The 21,269-nt window shown below is 63.4% G+C and carries 19 protein-coding genes; 13 read left to right on the top strand and 6 right to left on the bottom strand.

Annotated elements, in window-relative coordinates; all coding sequences use genetic code 11:
- The first annotated feature begins 13 nt into the window (after positions 1 to 13).
- The gene (locus AC0IYN_RS22305) at positions 14 to 1,240 is read left to right on the top strand and encodes an MFS transporter (RefSeq protein ID WP_471843270.1); all 1,227 of its coding nucleotides are present in this window, start codon (positions 14 to 16) and stop codon (positions 1,238 to 1,240) included.
- Position 1,241: 1 nt separating this feature from the next.
- On the opposite strand, the gene AC0IYN_RS22310 is transcribed toward AC0IYN_RS22305, so the two are convergent.
- Entirely contained in the window at positions 1,242 to 2,099 is an 858-nt protein-coding gene (locus tag AC0IYN_RS22310; protein ID WP_471843272.1) for a LysR substrate-binding domain-containing protein, read from the bottom strand.
- 134 nt (positions 2,100 to 2,233) lie between these two features.
- On the opposite strand from AC0IYN_RS22310, the gene AC0IYN_RS22315 reads away from it, so the two are divergent.
- The 5 genes from AC0IYN_RS22315 (at position 2,234) to yghU (ending at position 7,363) form a co-directional block, all read left to right on the top strand.
- Positions 2,234 to 3,283, top strand: a complete 1,050-nt coding sequence (locus AC0IYN_RS22315; protein WP_406596405.1) for an agmatine deiminase family protein — start codon at positions 2,234 to 2,236, stop codon at positions 3,281 to 3,283.
- Positions 3,280 to 4,161, top strand: a complete 882-nt coding sequence (gene aguB / locus AC0IYN_RS22320) for an N-carbamoylputrescine amidase (protein WP_471843274.1) — start codon at positions 3,280 to 3,282, stop codon at positions 4,159 to 4,161. Before AC0IYN_RS22315 ends, aguB begins: the two co-directional genes overlap by 4 nt.
- Complete coding sequence (locus AC0IYN_RS22325; RefSeq protein ID WP_471843276.1) at positions 4,158 to 5,234, top strand: extracellular solute-binding protein; 1,077 nt, start codon at positions 4,158 to 4,160, stop codon at positions 5,232 to 5,234. Before aguB ends, AC0IYN_RS22325 begins: the two co-directional genes overlap by 4 nt.
- Before the next feature lie 150 nt (positions 5,235 to 5,384).
- Positions 5,385 to 6,485 (top strand): agmatine deiminase family protein, encoded by a 1,101-nt coding sequence (locus tag AC0IYN_RS22330; RefSeq protein WP_471843278.1) that lies wholly within the window; start codon positions 5,385 to 5,387, stop codon positions 6,483 to 6,485.
- A 44-nt stretch (positions 6,486 to 6,529) separates the two neighbouring features.
- Positions 6,530 to 7,363 (top strand): glutathione-dependent disulfide-bond oxidoreductase, encoded by an 834-nt coding sequence (gene yghU / locus AC0IYN_RS22335; protein ID WP_471843280.1) that lies wholly within the window; start codon positions 6,530 to 6,532, stop codon positions 7,361 to 7,363.
- A 131-nt stretch (positions 7,364 to 7,494) separates the two neighbouring features.
- Here yghU and AC0IYN_RS22340 read toward each other — a convergent pair whose 3' ends face one another.
- Genes AC0IYN_RS22340 through AC0IYN_RS22350 form a run of 3 tightly spaced genes read right to left on the bottom strand, consistent with a single transcriptional unit; the run spans position 7,495 to position 10,221 of the window.
- On the bottom strand, positions 7,495 to 8,421 hold the full coding sequence (locus AC0IYN_RS22340; RefSeq protein ID WP_099491868.1) for a sugar ABC transporter substrate-binding protein: 927 nt from the start codon (positions 8,419 to 8,421) through the stop codon (positions 7,495 to 7,497).
- Positions 8,422 to 8,440: 19 nt separating this feature from the next.
- Entirely contained in the window at positions 8,441 to 9,220 is a 780-nt protein-coding gene (locus tag AC0IYN_RS22345) for a TIM barrel protein (RefSeq protein WP_471843283.1), read from the bottom strand.
- Entirely contained in the window at positions 9,217 to 10,221 is a 1,005-nt protein-coding gene (locus AC0IYN_RS22350; RefSeq protein ID WP_471843285.1) for a Gfo/Idh/MocA family oxidoreductase, read from the bottom strand. Before AC0IYN_RS22350 ends, AC0IYN_RS22345 begins: the two co-directional genes overlap by 4 nt.
- 184 nt (positions 10,222 to 10,405) lie before the next feature.
- Here AC0IYN_RS22350 and AC0IYN_RS22355 point away from each other — a divergent pair, with 184 nt between their 5' ends.
- Entirely contained in the window at positions 10,406 to 12,367 is a 1,962-nt protein-coding gene (locus AC0IYN_RS22355) for a sigma-54 interaction domain-containing protein (protein WP_471843287.1), read from the top strand.
- A gap of 197 nt (positions 12,368 to 12,564) precedes the next feature.
- Here AC0IYN_RS22355 and rtcR read toward each other — a convergent pair whose 3' ends face one another.
- Positions 12,565 to 14,145 (bottom strand): RNA repair transcriptional activator RtcR, encoded by a 1,581-nt coding sequence (gene rtcR, locus AC0IYN_RS22360; RefSeq protein ID WP_471843289.1) that lies wholly within the window; start codon positions 14,143 to 14,145, stop codon positions 12,565 to 12,567.
- A gap of 213 nt (positions 14,146 to 14,358) precedes the next feature.
- Between rtcR and AC0IYN_RS22365 the strand changes: the two genes are divergently transcribed.
- The 3 genes from AC0IYN_RS22365 to rtcA are packed head-to-tail and all read left to right on the top strand — an operon-like array spanning position 14,359 to position 17,421.
- Positions 14,359 to 15,585 (top strand): RtcB family protein, encoded by a 1,227-nt coding sequence (locus tag AC0IYN_RS22365; RefSeq protein ID WP_406596411.1) that lies wholly within the window; start codon positions 14,359 to 14,361, stop codon positions 15,583 to 15,585.
- A 13-nt stretch (positions 15,586 to 15,598) separates the two neighbouring features.
- Complete coding sequence (locus tag AC0IYN_RS22370) at positions 15,599 to 16,387, top strand: nucleotidyltransferase domain-containing protein (RefSeq protein ID WP_471843293.1); 789 nt, start codon at positions 15,599 to 15,601, stop codon at positions 16,385 to 16,387.
- Positions 16,388 to 16,395: 8 nt separating this feature from the next.
- The gene (gene rtcA / locus AC0IYN_RS22375) at positions 16,396 to 17,421 is read left to right on the top strand and encodes an RNA 3'-terminal phosphate cyclase (protein WP_471843295.1); all 1,026 of its coding nucleotides are present in this window, start codon (positions 16,396 to 16,398) and stop codon (positions 17,419 to 17,421) included.
- Here rtcA and AC0IYN_RS22380 read toward each other — a convergent pair.
- Positions 17,418 to 18,461, bottom strand: coding sequence for a LacI family DNA-binding transcriptional regulator (locus AC0IYN_RS22380; protein WP_406596413.1), 1,044 nt, complete (start codon positions 18,459 to 18,461; stop codon positions 17,418 to 17,420). The two genes, rtcA and AC0IYN_RS22380, sit on opposite strands and share 4 nt — an antisense overlap.
- Positions 18,462 to 18,623: 162 nt before the next feature.
- Between AC0IYN_RS22380 and AC0IYN_RS22385 the strand changes: the two genes are divergently transcribed.
- The 3 genes from AC0IYN_RS22385 to AC0IYN_RS22395 are packed head-to-tail and all read left to right on the top strand — an operon-like array spanning position 18,624 to position 21,269.
- A complete protein-coding gene (locus tag AC0IYN_RS22385) occupies positions 18,624 to 19,718 on the top strand; it encodes a fatty acid desaturase family protein (protein ID WP_457239238.1) in 1,095 nt (364 codons plus the stop codon).
- A gap of 28 nt (positions 19,719 to 19,746) precedes the next feature.
- Positions 19,747 to 20,067, top strand: a complete 321-nt coding sequence (locus AC0IYN_RS22390) for a MocE family 2Fe-2S type ferredoxin (protein WP_058426960.1) — start codon at positions 19,747 to 19,749, stop codon at positions 20,065 to 20,067.
- 2 nt (positions 20,068 to 20,069) lie between these two features.
- Positions 20,070 to 21,269 carry an NAD(P)/FAD-dependent oxidoreductase gene (locus tag AC0IYN_RS22395; protein ID WP_458375501.1) on the top strand — a complete coding sequence of 400 codons (1,200 nt, stop codon included), beginning with the start codon at positions 20,070 to 20,072 and terminating at the stop codon, positions 21,267 to 21,269.

Consider the following 21,269-nt stretch of genomic DNA (forward strand, 5'->3'; position numbering starts at 1 on the left):
AGGATGTCGAGTGATGAATGATTGTGTAGCCCAAGCCGCTCACCCTGCCCAGGTGGAGCCCGATTCGCCCGCCTGGATGGCGGTGTTTTCCCTGGCCATGGGGGTATTCGGGCTGTTGACGGCGGAATACCTGCCGGCCAGCCTGTTGACGCCAATGGCGATGGACCTGGGGGTGTCCGAGGCGTTGGCCGGCCAGGCCGTGACTGTCACGGCGGTGGTGGCACTGTTCGCCGGGCTGCTGGTGCCCGGCCTCACGCGTGGGATCGACCGGCGCGTGGTGCTGCTGGGTTTTTCCCTGCTGATGATTGCGTCCAACCTGTTGGTGGCGTTTTCTTCCAGCCTGGCGGTGTTGCTGTTGATGCGCATCCTGCTGGGTGTGGCCCTGGGTGGTTTCTGGAGCATGGCTGCGGCGGTGGCAATGCGCCTGGTGCCGGCGGCGCTGCTGCCCCGTGCGCTGTCGATCATCTTCAGTGGCATTGCAGTGGGTACGGTGGTGGCCGTGCCGCTGGGCAGCTACCTCGGTGGTCTGTATGGCTGGCGCAGTGCGTTCGTTGCCGCCGCCGCCGTCGGTGCAGTGACGCTGGCGTTCCAGTTGTTCACGCTGCCCCGCCTGGCGCCCTCGGGGACTGCACGCTTGCGCACGGTACTGGACGTGCTGCTGCGCCCTGGCATCGCCATCGGCATGTTTGGCTGTGTGCTGGTACACACCGGGCACTTCGCGCTGTTCACCTACATCCGGCCGTTCCTGGAAAGCACCACGGGCGTGGGCACCGAAGGGCTGGCCTTGATGCTGCTGGGGTTCGGTGCAGCCAACTTCGTCGGCACGCTGTTGGCCGGTTGGATGCTGGTGCGTTATCCGCGCGGTACCTTGGTGCTGATGCCGGTATTGGTGGGCGTCGCGGCGCTGGCCCTGGTGTTGCTGCCGGCCTCGCTGCCAGGCCAGGCCTTGCTGCTGGCGCTGTGGGGCATGGCGTTTGGCGGGGTGCCGGTGGCGTGGTCGAACTGGGTCGCCCGCGCCGTGCCGGACCAGGCGGAGAGTGCCGGTGGCATGGTGGTGGCATCCGTGCAATCGGCCATTGCGGCGGGTGCGGCCGGTGGGGGCGCGATGTTCAGTCTCAGTGGCATCAGCGGGGTGTTTCTGGGCGCGGGTGTGCTGATGCTGTTGGCTGCCTTGTTGATTGCGCTGCGGGTGCAGGTGCCACGCACCGAAGCCGGCGTGGGCGTGGCGCTGCACCTGTGAGCTAGTGGGCCAGGTGGGCGAGCAACCACGCCGTGAAACTACGCGCCAGCGGGTCGTGCTCGCTGTCGCGATGGGTCAACAGCGCCCAGCTCGGCCCGCGAATCGTCGCGTCGACCAGTGGCGTGAGCAACCCATCTTTTTGCGCCTGACGGCTCAGCAACTGGCTGACCAAACCAATTCCCAGGCCAGCACACACTGCGTCGAGCAACAGGCCAGGGTCGGAAAAATTCAGGCCCTGGTCCTGTTGCCCCACATCGACTCCGGCTTCCACCGCCCAATGGCTCCAGTCCATTTCCCGTTCGCCATGCAGGGTGGTGCGTTGCGCCAAGGGCTGCTCCAACACCCGTGGATGGCAGGCGGGAAACAGCCGGTCAGTGTGCAGCACCTTGAAGCTGCATTCAGCCTGGGAGCTGATGTCGTCGCGCACCGCCAGGTCGATGGTCTGGCTGGCCATGTCGGGCACTGCGTCGGTGCTGAATACCCACAGGTCGACCTCCGGGTGCTGCTGGCGGAAATCCGCGAGCCGTGGCAACAGCCAGTGCCGTGCAAAGGTCGGCGTGGTGTTGAGCACCAGTTGATTGGGCTTGCGGTACTGCCCCAGGCGCCGCACGCCCACCGCCAATTGCTGCAGCAGCGCCTGGGTGGTGCTGAGGAAATCATGGCCGGCGTCGGTCAGGCTCACGCTGCGTCCGCTGCGGAAAAACAGCGGCTGTTCCAGGTATGCCTCCAGGCTGCGGATTTGCTGGCTGATCGCTGATTGGGTCAGGTGCAGTTCTTCGGCGGCCTTGTGAAAGCTGCCCAGCCGCGCGGCGGCTTCGAAGCCGCGCAGGGTGCCGAGGGGCGGCCAGTGGTTAAGCATACTGATAAGTTCCTCTAATCAGTTTTCTACAAAATCCATCGTTTGTCCGGCTTTTCGAGCCGCCATAGCATGTACCCAAAGACTCCGTGGGCAGTTTTCACTGAACACAATGACTTAACTGAAGGGTACTTGTCATGCAGCAGAATGCAATGCAACACAACGGTTGGTGGATGCCTGCGGAGTGGGCCCGGCATGCGGCGACGTGGATGGTCTGGCCGCACAACCAGGCCTTGTGGGAAACCACGTGGGGCGTGACCTTGGCCCAGGTGCAGCAGGATTTCGCGCGGGTGGCCAATGCGATTGCACGCTTCGAACCGGTAAAGATGATTGTTGATCCGTCGGCCGTGGCCGGCGCCAAGGCCTTGTGCGGGCTGGGTATCGAGCTGATCGAGCAGGCCGTCAATGACAGCTGGTGCCGCGACTCCGGCCCGACCTTTGTCTGCCACCCGCAACTGGGTACGGCCGGGGTGAGCTGGCGTTTCAACGCCTGGGGCGGCAAGTCGGCCTACGACCTGGACGAAAGCCTGGCCCGCCGCGTGCTCAACAATCTGGGGCTGGCCTGCTTCGGCACGCCGCTGAGCAACGAGGGGGGCGCGATCCATGTGGACGGCGAGGGCACGCTGATCACCACCGAATCGGTGCTGCTCAACCCCAACCGCAACCCCGGTGTGAGCAAGGCCGAGATCGAAGACATCTTCACGCGCCTGCTGGGCATCAAGAAGACCATCTGGCTGCCCGGCGACCCGGACTACGTGACCGGCGACATGACCGACGGCCATGTCGATGGCGTCTGCGCGTTCGCCCGCCCTGGTGTGTTGTTGGTCGACGCGACTCACGATCAAGGCTCGGTCTACGCCGACGTCGTGCGGGAAAACCGTCGCGCCCTTGCCCTGGCTACCGACGCCCAGGGCCGGCGCTTCGAGATGCTTGAGTTGTATGAGGCCACCGATGCCGTGGACACCGAGGCCGAGGTGTTCTGTGCTTCCTACACCAACTTCTACATCGCCAACGGCGCAATCATCATGCCGGCCTATGGCATTGCCGCCGATCAAGTGGCTGCCGAGGTCTTGTCCCAGGCCTTCCCGGGGCGCGAGATCGTACCGGTGCAGATCAACCACCTGGCCCATGGCGGCGGCGGGGTGCATTGCATCACCCAGCAACAGCCAGCGTGGGTGAAGCCATGAGCCTCCTGACGATTGCCACTACCCAGATGCCCTGCACCTGGGACCTGCCGGGCAACCTCGACCGTGCTGAGCAACTGGTGCGAGACGCGGCGGCGCAGGGCGCGCAGGTGATCCTGTTGCAGGAGCTGTTTGCCACGCCGTATTTCTGCATCGAGCAGCACCACAAGCACTTGGCGCTGGCCGAGGATTACGCGCATAGCCAGGTGCTCAAGCGCTTCGCCGCCCTGGCCCGGGAGCTGGGTGTGGTGCTGCCGCTCAGTTGGTTCGAAAAGGCCGGCAATGCCTTCTTCAATTCCCTGAGCGTAGCGGATGCCGATGGGCGCTTGCTGGGCGTCTACCGCAAGACGCACATCCCCAATGCCATCGGCTATCAGGAGAAAGAATATTTCAGCCCCGGCGATACCGGTTTTCGCGTATGGGACAGCGCATTCGGGCGCCTCGGCGTGGGCATCTGCTGGGATCAGTGGTTCCCGGAGACCGCGCGCTGCCTGGCGTTGCAAGGCGCCGAAGCACTGCTGTTCCCCACCGCCATCGGCTCGGAACCCGGCTGTGCCACGCTCGACTCACGGGACCATTGGCAAATGACCATGCGCGGCCACGCGGCGGCGAACCTGTTGCCGGTGGTGGCGGCCAACCGCGTCGGGCGTGAAGTGGCGACCACCGACCCGAGCCTGCAAATGGACTTCTACGGCTCATCGTTCATCTGTGACCACAAGGGCAAGCTGCTGGCTGAAGCGGATCGCGACTCCACGGGCCTGCTGCTGCATAGCCTGGACCTGTCCGCCATGCGCGAAGACCGCCTGACCTGGGGCATTTACCGCGACCGTCGCCCTGAGATGTACAGCAGCCTGCTGACCCTGGATGGGCGTCCATCATGAAGCGGCTATTGAGTTGTGTGCTGATCATGACGAGTGTCTGCGCCTCGGCCGATGACAAGACCTTGAAGCTCTACAACTGGGCCGACTATTTCGCCGCCGACACCCTGTCCAAATTCACCGCCGAGACCGGGATCCGGGTGATCTACGACGTGATGGATGGCAGCGAAACCCTGGAAGCCAAGTTGATGGCCGGCGGCAGCGGCTACGACCTGATCTTCCCCGGCGATACCGTGGCCGAACGCCTGATGCGCGCCGGCAGCCTGCAGGCACTGGACCCCGCCAAGCTCAACGCAATGGGCGATATCGAGCCGGGCCTGCAGAAACTGCGCACCCATTACGTCAACTCCAACAACGCCACCGTGCCCTACACCTGGGGCACCATCGGCCTGTCCTATAACACGCAGCTGATCCAGCAGCGCCTGCCGAATGCGCCGGTCAACAGCCTAGACCTGCTGTTCAAGCCGGAGAACGCGGCCAAGTTTGCCGATTGCGGCATCTCGCTGATCGACTCGCCGGACGAAGTACTCGCCGTGGTGCTCAACTACCTGGGCCGTGACCCGCGCAGCGCCAAGCGCGAAGACCTGGCGGCGGCCAGCGATCTATTGCTCAAGGTGCGCCCGTACATCCGCAAATTCCAGTCGCAACCGGTGACCGATCTGGTCAACGGCAACCTGTGTCTGTCCCTCGGCTACAGCGGCGACATGACCCAGGCCCAGCGCGCCGCCGATGCGGCCGGCAAAGCGGTGACCTTCGGCTATCACATCCCGCGCGAAGGCACCACGGTGTGGATGGACACCATGGCCATCCCGGTCGACGCCCAGCACCCGGAATACGCCTACGCCTTTATCAACTTCGTGATGCGCCCGCAAAACATGGCGGCCATCACCAACCTCACGGGCTACCCCACCGCGAATGCCAAGGCCCGTCCGGACGTGGAGGCAAGCATGCGCGACAACCCGGACATCTACCCGGGCGCCGCGACCTTCGAACGGTTGATCGCCGGCAAGGACATCCCCCAGGCCGACATGCGCGCACGGATGCGGGTGTGGACTAAATTCAAGACAGCTCTGTAGTGAGCGAGCTTGCTCGCGCTGGAGTGCGCAGTGCTCCCTTTTTTTTGGGGGCCGCTGCGCAGCCCGGCGCGGGGCAAGCCCGCTCACCACAACAACCCCATTCACCACGAATGCAACCTTTCCAACCCAGCACCGAAACCAGAGAACCCCATGCCAACCCGTCGCACCTTCATCAAACAAGCCAGTGTGGTCTGCGCCATGACCTTGATCGCCCCGCACCTGCGCGCCGCCGCGAGCGGTCGCTTCCACATGCCCGACGAGGGCGAAAAACACCGCCAGGCCTTTATCGCCTTTGGTGCCCAGGACGCCATCTGGGAAGACTTTACCGCCGACGTGCAAGCGGCTTTGGGCCGTATCGCCAGGGCGATTGCGCAGTACGAGCCGGTCACCGTGTTCTGCCGCGAAGACGAGCGTTCGCTGGCGGAAAAACACTGTGGCACCCGCAACATCACGTTCGTGGAAACCGCGCTGGATGACATCTGGATGCGCGACACCGGCGCCAATTTCGTCATCGACGGCAGCGGCGGCTTGGGCGCGGTGGACTTCAACTTCAACGGCTGGGGTAACAAGCAGCAGCACGACGAGGATGCGCTGCTGGCGGCCCAGATCGCCGAGGAAACCGGCGCCCGGCCTATCCACAGCGAACTGGTGGGCGAGGGCGGCGGGATTGAGGTTGATGGCCTGGGCACCGGCATCATGACCGAAAGCAGCTGGATCAACCGCAATCGCAACCCGGACTGGAGCAAGGCCGAGGTCGAGGCCGAACTCAAGGAACGCCTGGGCCTGCGCAAGATCATCTGGCTGCCGGGCATCAGGGGCAAGGACATCACCGACGCCCATGTCGATTTCTACGCGCGTTTCGTCGCGCCTGGCGTGGTGCTGGCCAACCTCGATACCGACCCTGAATCCTATGATCACAAGGTCACCCTGGCGCACCTGGAGATTCTCAAAAAGGCCACTGATGCCGAAGGCCGGCCTTTACAAGTGCACACGGTGTCGCCGCCGCGCAACCCGCGTAAAAGCAAGTTCAGCAAGGGCAATCCGGATTTTGCGGCGGGCTACATCAATTACTTCGTGATAAACGGTGCGGTGATCGCCCCGGAGTTTGGCGACCCGGTGGCGGACCGCAAGGCGCTGGACCTGCTGGCCCGGCTCTACCCGGACCGCAAGGTGGTCGCACTGAATATCGATGCGATTGCAGCGGGGGGCGGTGGCATTCACTGTGTGACGAGCCATCAACCTTTGGTTTAGTCTGGAGCGCTTCGCCGATCGCAAACGCCTCTGGAGCAGTCAGCATGACCGATTACCTACCCCCGAAAGTGTGGACCTGGGACACCGAAAGTGGCGGCACCTTCGCCAGCATCAACCGCCCGATTGCCGGCGCGACCCATGACAAGGAACTGCCGGTAGGCAAGCACCCGCTGCAGCTGTATTCCCTCGCCACCCCTAACGGGCAGAAGGTCACGATCTTGCTGGAGGAGCTGCTGGCGCTGGGTCACAGCGGTGCGGAATACGACGCCTGGCTGATCAAGATCGGCGACGGCGACCAGTTCGGCAGCGGCTTTGTCGGGGTCAACCCCAACTCGAAGATCCCGGCGCTGCTGGACCGCAGCGGCGCCACGCCGATTCGCGTATTCGAGTCGGGGGCGATCCTGCAGTACCTGGCCGAGAAGTTCGGTGCGTTCTTCCCCACCGAGCCTGCGGCCCGCGCGGAATGCCTGTCGTGGTTGTTCTGGCAGATGGGCAGCGCGCCGTATCTGGGCGGTGGATTCGGGCATTTTTATGCCTATGCGCCGAGCAAGATGGAGTACGCGATCAACCGCTTCGCCATGGAGACCAAGCGTCAACTCGACGTGCTCGACCAGCGCTTGGCAGTCAGCGAGTACATCGCCGGTGATGAGTACACCATCGCCGATATAGCGATTTGGCCCTGGTATGGCGGGCTGGTCAAAGGCCGCTTGTATGGCGCGGCGGAGTTCCTGTCGGTGCATGAGTACAAGCACGTGTTGCGCTGGGCAGACGCGATCGAAGCACGGCCGGCGGTGCAGCGGGGGCGGCGGGTGAACCGGGTTTCCGGTGAGCCCCATGAGCAATTGGCCGAGCGGCATAACGCCAGCGACCTGGACTAAAGGCCTGACGCGGTAAGAAATGTGGGAGCGGGCTTGCTCGCGATTGCGGAGTGTCAGTCGACAGATTCATTGGCTGATCCACCGCAATCGCGAGCAAGCCCGCTCCCCCATTTGGATTTGTGTATTTCACTCTACTTGTAGCGCTGCTCGAACACCGCCACTTGCTCGGGCTTGATCAGTTCGAACGGCACCCACACCTCCGACTCAATCGCCTCGCCCTTGATCATTCGCACCGCCGCCTGCACGGCCTGGGTAGCCTGGGCCTTCGGGTCCTGGAACACCGATGCCGTCAGCAACCCCCGCTTGATCGCTGCCAGCCCATCGGGCAAGCCATCGATACCCACAATCGCCACTTCACCCTTGGTTTTTCCCGCCTGCTGCAAAGCCATGGCCGCGCCAATCGCCATTTCATCGTTATTGGCCACGATGGCATCGAACTGCGTGCCCGCCAGCAGCCAGTTGCTGGTCAGGTCCATGCCCTTGCTGCGTTGCCATTCGGCACTTTGCTGCTCGACCACCTTGATGCCGGGAAAGTCCTTGAGCACCTGTTTGGCGCCCTCGGTGCGGTCGTGGGTGGCGTTCTGTGCGAGATCGCCCATGATGATCGCCACGTTGCCCTTGCCACCGAGTTTTTCCGCCAGGTAGCGCATCTGCAACTGACCGGCCTCGATGTCGTTGGAGGCCACGGTGACCACGCCTTTGGGCAGAGTGCGCTCGTCCGGGTGGCGGTTGACATACACCAGCGGCGTCTTGGCCGCCACGGCAGCACGGGTCATGTTGGCGGTGGCGGCGGTGTCCACCGGCAGTACGATCACCGCGTCGACCTTCTGGTTGAGGAAGCCCTCGACCTGATTAAGCTGGCGCACCACGTCGCCCTGGGCGTCTTCGAACTGGATCTGCACATCCTGCTGCTTGGCGGCCGCTTCCAGGCCGGTGCGCACGTAGGTCATGAAGTTATCGTCGACCCGGGCGATGCTCACGCCGATGCGATAAGCCGCGAAGGTCCATTGGCTGAACAGCAGCAACAAGGTGGCAGCAAACAACGAATAGCGATTCATAAGGGTGATCCTTTTATTGTTATAGGGTGAACGCCTGGCGGAAACGCGCCAGGGCCAGCTCGCTGTCGCCGCTGGCCCAGCCTTCCAGGCCGACCACGCCGCTGTAGCCTATGGCGTGCAAGGCTTTGGCAATGGCCGGGTAGTGGATTTCACCGGTGCCAGGCTCCTTGCGACCTGGTACATCGGCCACTTGGATTTCACCGATGGCGCTGCCGGCACGCTGGATCAGTTCGATCAAATTTCCTTCGCCGATCTGCGCGTGGTACAGGTCCAGGTTCAGCTTCAGGTGCGGGCTGCCCACGGCCTCGATCAGCGCCAGGGTATCGTCAGCGCGGGCGAACGGGGTGCCGGGGTGGTCGACCTCGGTGTTGAGGTTTTCCAGCAGGAACACACGGCCGGCGTCTTCCCCCAGGCGGGCGATCTTCTCCAGGGTCTTGCAGGCGCTCAGCCACATGCGCCCGGTGGTCTGGCCCACCGGTTGAACGGGCAGGCCGCCTTCACCCAGGCCGGTACCGTGCAGGTTGAGGCTGGGGCAATTCAGTCGTTCGGCGACCCCTAAGGATTCGCGGGCGCTGTCGAGCAGTTGGCGGATACCGCCGGGGTCTGTGAGGGTACCGCTGATGTAGCCGGTCATGGAGGTGAAGTCGGCGCCGGTAGCGACCAGGGCGGCGATGTCCTTGTCTGTCCAGTTCCAGATTTCGGCACTGAAGCCCAGCGCATGAATGCGCTGTACGCGCTCGACAAAGGGCAGGTCGAGAAACACCATCTCCGCGCTGACGGCCAGCTTGAAGGGGCTCATACGGCCACCGCCTTGCCGGTTTCGAATGACTCGATGCAGGCGCGGGCAATCGCCAACGCCGCACGCGCGTCTTCGCCACTGGCCAGGGGCTTGGCGCCGCTGCGCAGGCAGTCGACGAAGTGGTTGAGCTCGGCGATGTAGGCGTCGCGCAACAGGTCGGTGTCCAGGCGCTGGGTATCGGTCTGGATGCCCTGGGCCAGGTAGCGCACCAGGTCTGAGCCATTGAGGCTGCCCATGCTGAGCATGCCGGCGCTGCCGAACACCTCGCCGCGCACGTCGTAGCCATACACCGCCTGGAAGTTGGCCTCGGCGGTGGCGATGGCGCCGTTGTCGAAGCGTATCGCGACCACGGCGGTGTCGAGGAAGCCTTTGTTTTTGTATTCGGGCGCGATCAATGCGTCGGCCATCACGTAGACCTGCACCGCCTCGGCGCCAGGGTTGAGGTAGCGCAGGGTATCGAAGTCGTGGATCAGGGTTTCCAGAAAGATCACCCATTGCGGCGACTTGGCCGGGTTGTTCAGTGCCGGGTCGCGGGTCAGCGAGCGCAGCAACTGCGGGGTGCCGATGCGGCCGGCGGCGACATCGAGGTGCGCGGTGCGAAAGCTCTTGGCGAAGCGCCGGTTGAACCCGACTTGCAGCGGCACTCGCGCATCGGCCGCGGCAGCGATAGCGCGGTCGGCTTCATCGAGGGTGATGGCCATGGGTTTTTCGCAGAAAATGCCCTTGCCGGCGCGGGCGGCGCTGATCACCAGCTCTGCGTGGCTGCGGGCGGGGGCGGCGATCAGCACGCCATCGATGTCCGGGTCGTCGAGCAACTGCTGCGGGTCGGTGTAGACCTTGCTCACGCCCAGTTCAGCGGCGAGGCGGGCGGCCTGGCCTGGTGTCGGGTCGGCAATCGCTGCCAGGCTGGCACCGGGGATATGTCGTGCGGCGGTCAGGCCGTGGAAGCTGCCCATGCGGCCGGCACCGATCAAGCCCAGGCGGATGTTCTGTGTACCCATGAAATAACCCCTTGTTGTTATTGGCCGCAGGACGGTCCTGATGGCAAAGGGGTGAGAGCAAGGCTTGTGCCATTTTTTAACGTGTTGATAAATAACGATTAATAATTATCTATAAACAAAAAGTGTTCAATTTGATGACATGCCTATACTGACATGTCAAAAACATGAACATGGATATCACCCAATGAGCATGGCCTTCAGTGTGCAAGACCTCGACTACCTGACGACCCTGGGGCCTGCGGCGCTGAATGACGGCCCGGTGGCCGCGCTGGAGCAGGCCTGGCGCGATTGCCTGGCTGGTCAGGTCGAGCGCTCGGCGCCTGTGCGCCAAGTGATCTGGGATTCGTGGCGGCGCAGCGTCGAGGCCGGCATCGATCCAGCCGACAACGCGTACCGCTTTGTCGCCGCCGACACGCTGACCGCCACCCTGGCCACCCACCGCGTGCTGATCGCCGCCGCCGCGCAAGTCATGCACGGCTTGCTGGCCTACAACCCGCGCGGCCATATCAACCTCACCGATGCCGACGGCATCACCCTGTATTTCTGTGGCCTTGACATCACCCCGGTGGGCAGCCGCCTGCTGGAGTCGGTGCAAGGCACCAACTGCACCGGCCTGGCCCTGGCCGAAGACCGCCTGGTGTACGTGCTGGCCGAGGAAAACTTCGGCATCGGCCTGCGCCAGCGCCGCATGCATTGCGCCGCCGCGCCGATCAGGAATGCCCAAGGCCGCACCGTGGCGATACTGACCCTCACCGCCGAGCCTGGCTGGTTTCACTTCCATACCCTCGGCACGGTGCAGGCGGCCGCCGAGGCGGTGTCGCGGCAGATGGCGTTGCAGGCGTTGCTGGAGGAGCAGCAAGCGGTGCTCGAAGTCCTCAACGAAGGCCTGGTGGTGCTGGACGAGCGCGGCTGCATCAAGGCGCTCAACCGCTATGCCCGGCAGTTGTTCGGCGTAGGGCTGGAGCTGGTCGGGCGACCTTTCCAGCACCTGGGTCGTAGTGAGTTGAGCGACGTCCTTGGCGAGCCGGTGCGTGATCTCGATTGCACCTTCCACCTGGCTAACCGGGGCCAACTCGCCTGCCTGGTGTCGGTGTGCCCGCTGGAGCAGGGCGGGGTGATCGTGTCGCTGCGCGAAAACCGCCGCATCCGCGAAATCACCCGGCGCCTGATCGGCACCCAGGCCAGCTATACATTTGAAACCATCCAGGGCAACTCCCGAGCCATCCACGACGCCCTGCACCTGGGGCGTATCGCCAGTCGCAGCGACTCCACCACCCTGATCCTCGGCGAAAGTGGCACCGGCAAAGAGCTGTTCGCCCAGGCCATCCACAACGGCAGCGACCGCCAAAAAGGCCCTTTCGTGGCGGTCAACTGCGGGGCGATCCCCCGTGACCTGGTGCAAAGCGAACTGTTCGGCCATGTCGAAGGCGCGTTCACCGGCGCCACCCGTGGTGGTTCGGCGGGCAAGTTCGAACTGGCGGACGGTGGCACCATCTTTCTGGATGAGATCGGCGATATGTCCTTCGATGCCCAGGTCAGCCTGTTGCGGGTCTTGCAGGAGGGGGAGATCACCCGCGTCGGCGCAAAAAACTCACGGCAAGTGGACGTGCGCATCATCGCAGCCACCCACCGCAACCTCAGCCAGGCCGTGGCGCAAGGCGCGTTTCGCGAAGACCTCTACTACCGCCTCAACGTGCTCAACCTGACCGTGCCGCCCCTGCGCATGCGCCGCGATGACATTCCGTTGCTGGCACGGCACTTCCTGGCGCGCTGTGCACGTTCGTTGCGTAAGTCGGTGCAGGGCTTTTCGCCGGAGGCGATGGCATTGCTGTCGGCCTATGGCTGGCCGGGCAATGTGCGGGAGTTGGAAAACAGTATTGAGCGGGCGACCAACCTGGCGATGGGCGAGCTGATTCAGCCTGCCGATCTGCCGATGGAAACCAAGCAGCACACCCCGTTGCGCGCCTATGAGCCGCAACCCGCCCAGGACCTGAGCAGCCACGAAATGCACGCCATCGTCGCCGCACTCCAGAACACCGGCGGCAACATCCGCCTGGCCGCCCGGCAACTGAACGTGTCGCGGGGCGGGCTGTACAACAAAATGAGCCGGTTCGGGCTGAGTGCCAGCGATTTTCGCGGCGCCTGAGGCCAAGCGTGAGAGGGGGCTTGCCCCGATAGCAGAGAGTCAGCCAAGGAAATTCAGACTGACCCGTCGCTATCGGGAGCAAGCCCTCTCCCACATTGTTTAAACGTGTTTCATGCGCTCGATAGAACGTTCCACCATGGTCTTGGCAATCTCCAGCACATGCCACTCACTGCCCGTTAGCTGGCGGTATAGCAGGCCTAAGGCTTTAACTGTTTCCAATCAATGGCAAAGCGCGCCAGGTACTTTCGCAGGCGGTCCGCGTCATTGGGTTGCGCCTTGGCCTGGCGCGAAACCCCGAACAGTCGTCGGCCGGCGTCCGAAAGGCTGTCGGATTGCAGGCACACCTCGATCACCGCCTTGAGTTGCAGCTGGTCGAACAGGTCCAGATCGACCGGCAGCAGTGCATGGGTTTCGGTCAGCCCCCAGGCGTAGCGCAGGCGCTGGATTTCCTCTTCGACCTGGGCTTGATCGATACGCCCGCTGTCGGCCAGGGTGGCCATGCGCGTGATGGACGCCGACAGCTCGCGAAAGTTGCCCGGCCACGCCGCTTCGCTGGAACAGGCGAACGCCAGGTAGCGGCGGCGCGCCTCCAGGTTGAAACGCACGCGACGACCTTGCTCGCGGGCGTGGCGCTCCAGTTCGAAGCCGATATTGGGTTCGATGTCTTCACGCCGTCCTGCCAGGCCTGGCAAGTCGAAGGTCCACAGGTTGATGCGCGCATACAGGTCTTCGCGAAACAGCCCTTCGGCCACGCGCCCGCGCAGGTCGCGGTGGGTGCCGGCGATGATCAGGAAGTCGCTGGCCACTTCACGGTCGGCACCCATGGGGTAGAAGCGTTTTTCTTCGATGGCCTTGAGCAGCATCGCCTGTTCATCCAGGCCCAGTTCGCCGATCTCATCGAGGAACAACATGCCGCCATCCGCCGCGCGCAGCAGGCCGTCACGGGCGTTTTGCGCGCCGGTGAAGGCGCCCTTGGTGTGCCCGAACAAAGCCGACATTGCGCTATCGCCACGCAGGGTGGCGCAGTTGACTTCGACGAAGCGCCCCTGCACCTGGTGGCGGCTGCGCTTGAGTTCGTAAATGCGTCGGGCGAGGAAGGATTTGCCCGCCCCGGTGGGGCCGATCAGCAGCATGGGCGCGGTGGAGCGCACTGCCACCCGTTCAATCTGTTCGATGGAGGCATTGAACGCACTGTTGCGCGTGGCAATCCCGGATTTGAGAAAGGCCAGCCCCTCCAGGCGTTGGTGGGCGAAGCGCGAGGCGATGCGGTCGTAGCGCGACAGGTCGAGATCGATCAGGGTGTGGGTGCCGGTGGCGGGGGCGCTGTCGTCACGGCGGCGGGTGGGGGCGGTTTGGATCAGTCGTGCTGGCAGGTTGCGCGCCTCGGTGAGCAGGAACCAGCAAATCTGTGCCACATGGGTGCCGGTGGTGATGTGGACCAGGTAGTCCTCGCGGTCGGTGTCGAAGGTGTAGCCGGCGGTGAAGTCGTGCAGCGCGCCGTAGACCTCTTCGAAATCCCAGGGATCGTTCAGTGGCATGGGGTGCAGGCGCACCTCGGTCGTGGGCGAGATCTGCTGGATGTCGGCGCGTACCCGCTCGGCCAGGCTGACGTCACGGGCGTCAATGTCGTGGATCAGCTCCAGGCGATCGACCTGCAGGTCATCTTGCTGGCACAGGCCGACACTGGGGCGCCAGTGATTCCAGCGGTTGGCGCCCTTGCCAACGCGGTCCAGCTTGGACCCGATAAACCCGATGGCGACCGTGCGCTTGTGTTTCATAACTAGACCAAAATATAAGTGGCGATATGCAAGGATATGAATGCGCTAGCGCCCTTGTCATCGGTTTTTAACGTCACGCAGCGTGATTATTAATAAAAACTATATAAAACAATGAGATAAAAGTTTTTTTCGCGGTAGGAATAAACCTGGCACGCCCGCTGCTATCTCTCAGCCAACGCCGCACTGCCGGCTTTCAAGAAAAGAATCGAGATCATGCAAGAGAACACCTACCAACTGCTGGAAGTCACCAACGGCAAGCCGATCAAGCTCTGGACCCAGGGCGTGCCTGTGGAGCCCGAGGCGCGCAAGCAACTGATGAACACCGCCCAGATGCCGTTCATTTTCAAGCACCTTGCGGTGATGCCGGATGTGCATTTGGGCAAGGGCTCGACCATCGGCAGCGTGATCCCCACCGTGGGCGCGATCATCCCGGCGGCAGTGGGCGTGGATATCGGCTGCGGCATGATCGCTGCGCGTACGACGTTGATGGCCAGCGACTTGCCCGACAACCTCCACGGCCTGCGCTGCGCCATCGAGGCAGCGGTGCCCCATGGCCGTACCCACAGCCGCAAGGGTCGCGACAAAGGCGCGTGGGAGGATGTGCCGGCCCAGGCCGATCAGGTGTGGTCGGCGCTGCACCCACGCTTCAAGGCGATCACTGACAAGTACCCGCAACTGGAGCGCAGCAACAACCGCCAACACCTCGGTACCCTGGGCAGCGGCAACCACTTCGTCGAGGTGTGCCTGGATGAAGCCAACCGCGTCTGGTTCATGTTGCACAGCGGGTCGCGTGGCGTTGGGAACGCCATTGGCAACCTGTTTATCCAACTGGCCCAGGCCGACATGCGCCAACACTTGGCCAACCTGCCGGACCGTGACCTGGCGTATTTCGAAGAGGGTAGCCAGCACTTCGATGACTATGTGGAAGCGGTGGGCTGGGCCCAGGATTTTGCCCGGCAGAATCGTGAATTGATGATGCGTGCGGTGGTCCAGGCCACGCGCCAGGTGATCAGCAAACCGTTTGACGTGGCGTTGGAAGCCGTGAATTGCCATCACAACTACGTGCAGAAAGAGCGGCACTTCGGCGAAGAAATCCTGGTCACGCGTAAAGGCGCAGTGTCGGCCAAGAAAGGCGAGCTGGGGATTATTCCGGGCTCCATGGGCGCCAAAAGCTTCATCGTGCGCGGGCTGGGCAACGAAGAGTCGTTCTGTTCCTGCAGCCACGGCGCTGGCCGCACCATGAGCCGCACCAAGGCGAAGAATACGTTCACGCTGGCTGACCAGATCCGCGCCACCGCCCATGTGGAATGCCGCAAGGATGCCGATGTGATCGACGAAATTCCGATGGCCTACAAGGACATCGACCAGGTTATGCATGCCCAGCGCGAGCTGGTGGAAGTGCTGCACACCTTGCGCCAAGTGGTGTGCGTCAAAGGATAAGAGGGGAATCAAGATGCAAAAGGATGAACGCCACCCATTGAGTGACGCCATGCGCGCGCGGGTGCTGCTGGAGCTGGAGCGCATAGAGCGCGAACGCAATGTCAGCGTGCTGTATGCCTGCGAGTCCGGCAGCCGGGCCTGGGGGTTTGCTTCCACCGACAGCGACTACGACGTGCGCTTTGTCTACGTGGAAAAACCCGACTGGTTCATGCAGGTGGCTGCGCCGCGCGATGTCATCGAGCGTCCGCTGGATGATGAATTGGACGTGAGTGGCTGGGAGTTGCGCAAGACGCTGGGCCTGTTGCGCAAATCCAACCCCACGTTGCTGGAATGGCTGGACTCGCCGCTGGTGTATCGCCAGCAGGTCGATGCCACCGCGCAACTGCGCGCCCTGGCCGAGACGTTCTACAGCCCGCCGGCGGCGCGCAATCATTACCTGTCGATGGCCCGGAAAAATTTCCGCGGCTACCTGCAAGGCGACACGGTGCGGTTCAAAAAGTACTTCTACGTGCTGCGACCTTTGCTGGCAGTGCGCTGGATCGACCTGGGGCTGGGCCGGCCGCCGATGACGTTCGCTGACTTGTTGAGCACGGTGGATGACGCGCAATTACTCGAGGAAGTCGCGAACCTGCTGGCGCTGAAACGCAATGCCGGGGAAGCGGCGTACGGGCCTCGGCGCCCGGCGCTGCACGCGTACATACAACGTGAATTGGAACGCGGCGCACCGGTGTTGCCACGTACCCATGCAGACTCCCGACAACTGGACCACTACCTGCGGGATACGGTCAAACGCTTTGCCTGAGGAAAACGATGAAACAGGACGTGATTGAACTCGATGGCGCCATTGGCGGCGGCCAGGTGCTGCGCAGTGGCCTGAGCCTGTCGATGGTGACCGGGCTGACCCTGCGGATCAAAAACATTCGCGCCAAGCGCAGCCGGCCAGGCTTGATGCGTCAACACCTGACCGCTGTGCTGGCGGCGGCGCAAGTCTGTGGTGCCCAGGTGCACGGTGCGCAATTGGGCTCGCAGTCCCTGGTGTTCGAGCCCGGTCCGATCCGAGGGGGCGAATACCGCTTTTCCATCGGCACGGCCGGCAGTTGCACCCTGGTGTTGCAGACTTTGCTGCCGGCATTGCTGCGCGCCCCCACGGTCAGTCGCGTGACGATCTGCGGCGGTACCCATAACCCACTGGCACCGCCGGTGGACTTTTTGCAGCGTGCCTGGCTCCCGCTGTTGCGGCGCATGGGCGCGCGTATTGAATTGAACTTGAACCGGCACGGGTTCGTGCCCGCAGGCGGCGGCGAGCTGGAGGTCTATATCCAACCCGGCGAACTGGCGCCGTTGCAGTTGATGCAGCGCGGCAAGTTGCTCGAAGCCCGCGCGATAACGCTGAACGCCGGGTTGCCTGCCCAGGTGAGCGAGCGCGAGTTCAAGCGCGTGCGCCAGCGCTTGTCGTTCGACGACAGCCAGTGGCTCCCTATTGAGGTCGACCCGGCGCAAGGACCGGGCAACGTGCTGATGCTGGAGTATGTCCACGAGCACGTCACCGAAGTGTTCAGCGCGTTCGGCCTGGCCAACGTGCGTGCCGAGACCGTGGCCGACCAGGCCATCGACCAAGCCATGGAGTGGCGGGGGACCGACGCGGCGGTGGGTGAGCACCTGGCCGACCAGTTGCTGTTGCCGATGGCATTGGCTGGCGGTGGTCGTTTCACCACGCCCCATATGAGCGACCATCTGCACAGCAACATGCAGGTGATCCAACGCTTCCTGCCGGTGGTGATCGAGAGCCACGTGCTGGAGGAGGGCGGTTTGAAAATCGAGTGCCGCGCCCGCTAGAGGTTCTCCGACGTAACAATGTGCGGCGGTATATACACCCGCTGCCGCACCGGATCGAACCCCTCAGCGCCCTGCAACTGCACCATCAACTGCACCAGTGCGGTCGCCGTGTGCCGTGGCTGTGAATCCATCACCACATCAATCACCCCCTCGCGCAACGCCTGGCGTGACAGCTCGGTGGACTCCTGCAAGATGCAACACAACGCCGGTCGCTTGGGCAACTGCGCCAGGGCGCTGATGATGCCGTCACCGCCGCCGCCCACCACGCACAGGCCGCGCAGCTCGCTGTGGCGGCTGATCAGGTCGAGGGTGGCTTCTTCGGTGATGTCGCAGTTGTCGAGGTTGATCAGCGGTTCCAACGGCTTGAGCCCCGGCGCGTGCTCGGCCAGGTAACTGTGCAGGCCTTCGACCCGCGCCTGGTGGCCGAGAAAACGATGGCCGCCGAGCAGAATCCCCACGCTGCCTTTGCGCGCGCCACAGGTGCGCGCGAGCAGCCAGCCCATGGTACGGCCGACCACGTGGTTGTCCTGGCCAACATAGGGTTCTTCGGCCTGTTCGTGGATGTCCGAGAGCAGGGCAACCACCGGCACGCCGGCTTCGCGGATCTGCTTGAGGCAGGCGTTGATCAGCGGATGGGCAAAGCTGACCACCGCGAGGCCATCGCATTGCACGGCCAGCTGTTCGATTTGCGCGACGATGGCGCTGGGCGTGCGATCGACGATGTAGTCGAACTGGCACGTCAGGTTGGCACCGGCATGCTGCTCGGCGGCGGCGTTGATGGCTTGCGCCAGGCTGGCATAGAACGCCTGGGCGGTGGCCAGCAACAGGATGCCGAAACGATAGGTCGGCCGGCGTTCGCGAATGCGCTGGCCGATCAACCGCGCCGCGAAATACCCCACGGCTTCGGCCGCCTGGAACACCTGCTCGGCGGTCTCGGGGTTGACCGGCGCACGTGCGTTCAACACGCGGTCGACGGTGGCCACGCTGAGCCCCGCCTGGGCGGCGACGGTGGCGATGGTTGGGCGTTTGTTGTTGTTCATGACAGCCCCCTTGAGCGTCTTGATAGAAAACTATCAAGCCCCGCTGGGCCTGGATGATAGCTTGATAGGGAATGGATTCAAGGCATTGAGGGTGAAAGATTCGTTCTCTAAGGTTGGTTTCACACAGCACCTGAAACCACCCGCTTGCGGAGAACAATAACAATGCCTGAACACACCGCTCACACCGCCCGGCGCGATTACAGCCTCACCGGCCCCGAAGCTGCCCGCGCGGCTGAAAAGGGCCTGGTCTCGGCCAGTTGGTACCAGTCGCCCATCTCGCGCAAACGCATGAAAGAACTGATGCAGCGCCGCGACGGCCCGGCCTTGCTCGACACCGCCCTCTGGGTGATCGCGCTGTTGGTCACCGGCTTTGGCGGCTACTGGTTCTGGGGCACTTGGGCCTGTGTGCCGTTCTTCCTCGCCTATGGCGTGCTCTACGGCACTGCATCCAATCCGCGTTGGCACGAAACCGGTCATGGCACCGCGTTCAAGACCCGCTGGATGAACGACGTGCTCTATCAGGTCGCCAGCTTCATGTGCATCTTCGAACCCCACGTATGGCGCTGGAGCCATGCCCGCCATCACACCGACACCATCGTGGTCGGCCGCGACCCGGAGATCGTCGAACCGCGCCCGCCAAGCTTCTTGATGATGGTCTTGAGCCTGTTCAACCTGCCCCTGGCCTGGAAAACCTTCAGCGGTGTGGCGCGGCATGCCATTGGCAAGATGAGTGCCCAGGAGGCGGACTTCATTCCCGAATCCGAATGGCCCAAAGTGTTTCGCGCGGCGCGCATCTGGGTCGGCCTCTATGCCGTGGTGATCGGCACCGCGTTGTACCTGCATAGCTGGCTGCCGCTGATGCTGGTTGGCCTGCCGAGCCTCTACGGCGCCTGGCTGGGTTACCTGTTCGGCCTCACCCAGCATGTCGGCTTGGCCGAAGACGTGCTGGACCATCGCAGCAACTGCCGCACTATCTACATGAACCGCGTGCTGCGCTTTATCTACATGGACATGAACTACCACCTCGAACACCACATGTACCCGATGGTGCCGTACCACGCCCTCGCGCAATTGCACGAAGAAATCCGCAGCGACTGCCCGCCGCCGTACGCCAACCTGTTCGAGGCGTACAAGGAAATCTTGCCGACGATCTGGAAGCAGCGCAGCGACCCGACCTACTTCATCCAGCGCCCGATCCACACTAAAGCCGAACCGGCTGCCCATGCCCCGCTGCATGCAGAAACAGCTGCTGGCTGAATTCCCCCCTAGAACAAGAGAAAACACCATGAACGATCAATGGATCGACGTCTGCGCCGTGGGCGAAATAGACGAGGAAGACGTACTGCGCTTCGACCACGGCCCGCACACCTACGCGGTGTATCGCTCGGCCGAGAATGAATTCTTCGCCACTGCCGGCCTGTGCACGCACGAGAAAATCCACCTGGCCGACGGCTTGGTAATGGACCACGTGATCGAGTGCCCCAAGCACAACGGGCGTTTCGATTATCGTACGGGCAAGGCCCTCGGCGCGCCGGTGTGCGTCAACCTCAAGACCTACCCGGTGCGGGTCGAAGCGGGGCGGGTGTTGCTCGCTGTCACGGCCTGATGATGAACGCTCCGTTGATTATCGTCGGGGCCGGTCATGCCGGTGGCCGGGCGGCGCTGACCCTGCGCGAAGAAGGTTATACCGGCCGCCTGATCCTGATTGGTGATGAAGTGCACTTGCCCTACGAGCGGCCGCCGTTGTCCAAAGGCCTGTTGCAAGGCACGGCGGATCTGGCCGGATACAGCCTATGCGACAGCGCGCGACTGGCCGCGCTGGGCATCGAGCACATCGCGGGTAACCCGGTGACTCGACTGGAGCCGCAGCCACATCGGCTGCAACTCGCCGACGGCCAGTGGCTGTCTTACGCCGGTCTGCTATTGGCCACCGGCGGCCGGGCGCGGCGATTGCCCCAGGAACAGGCCAATGTGCTTTACCTACGAACCCATGATGAAGCGCTGACCTTGCGCAGTGCTTTACGCCCCGGCACACGGCTGGTGGTGGTGGGCGGTGGTTTTATCGGCCTGGAAGTGGCGGCGACCGCACGTGGCCTGGGCTGTGAAGTGACGGTGCTGGAAGCCGGGCCGCGCCTGGCGGGGCGTGTGCTGCCGCCGGTAATCTCCCAGGCACTGCTGGATCTGCACCGCGAGCACGGTGTGGAGGTGCGTTTGAATGTGGCACTGGAGTCCATCCAGGCCGATGCCGTGCTGTTGGTGGACGGGCAACGCTTGCCCTGCGACCTCGTCGTGGTCGGCATCGGCATGCAACCCAACATCGAACTGGCGGCGGCAGCAGGGCTGGAGGTGGGACAAGGCATTCGTGTTGATGCGTGCCTGCGTACCAGCGCGCCGAACATCTATGCCGCTGGTGATGTGTGTGAGTTTCGCCTCGACGGTCTCTATCAGCGCCAGGAAACCTGGCGCAATGCTGAAGCCCAGGGCCGGCATGCGGCGCTGAATCTGCTGGGGCGCGAAGTGCCGTTCGAGGCGCTGCCCGGTTTCTGGTCCGATCAGTTCGACTGGGGTTTGCAGACCGTGGGCGTAATCACACCGACAGTGTTCAACCGCTCATTACCGAGCGGCGGCCTGTTGCTGTTTTACCTCGATGCCGATCATCATTTACAAGGCGCCTGTGGTTGGGCGCCGGGCAACGGCGTGGCCAAGGACATCAAGCTTTGCGAGCGCCTGATCAGCGCCCGGATCCCCCTTGATCCCGCCAGCCTGGCCGACCCCGAGCTGTCCCTCAAATACTTGCTGCGAGGCTGA

Source organism: Pseudomonas sp. AC112 (genome assembly GCF_979253545.1).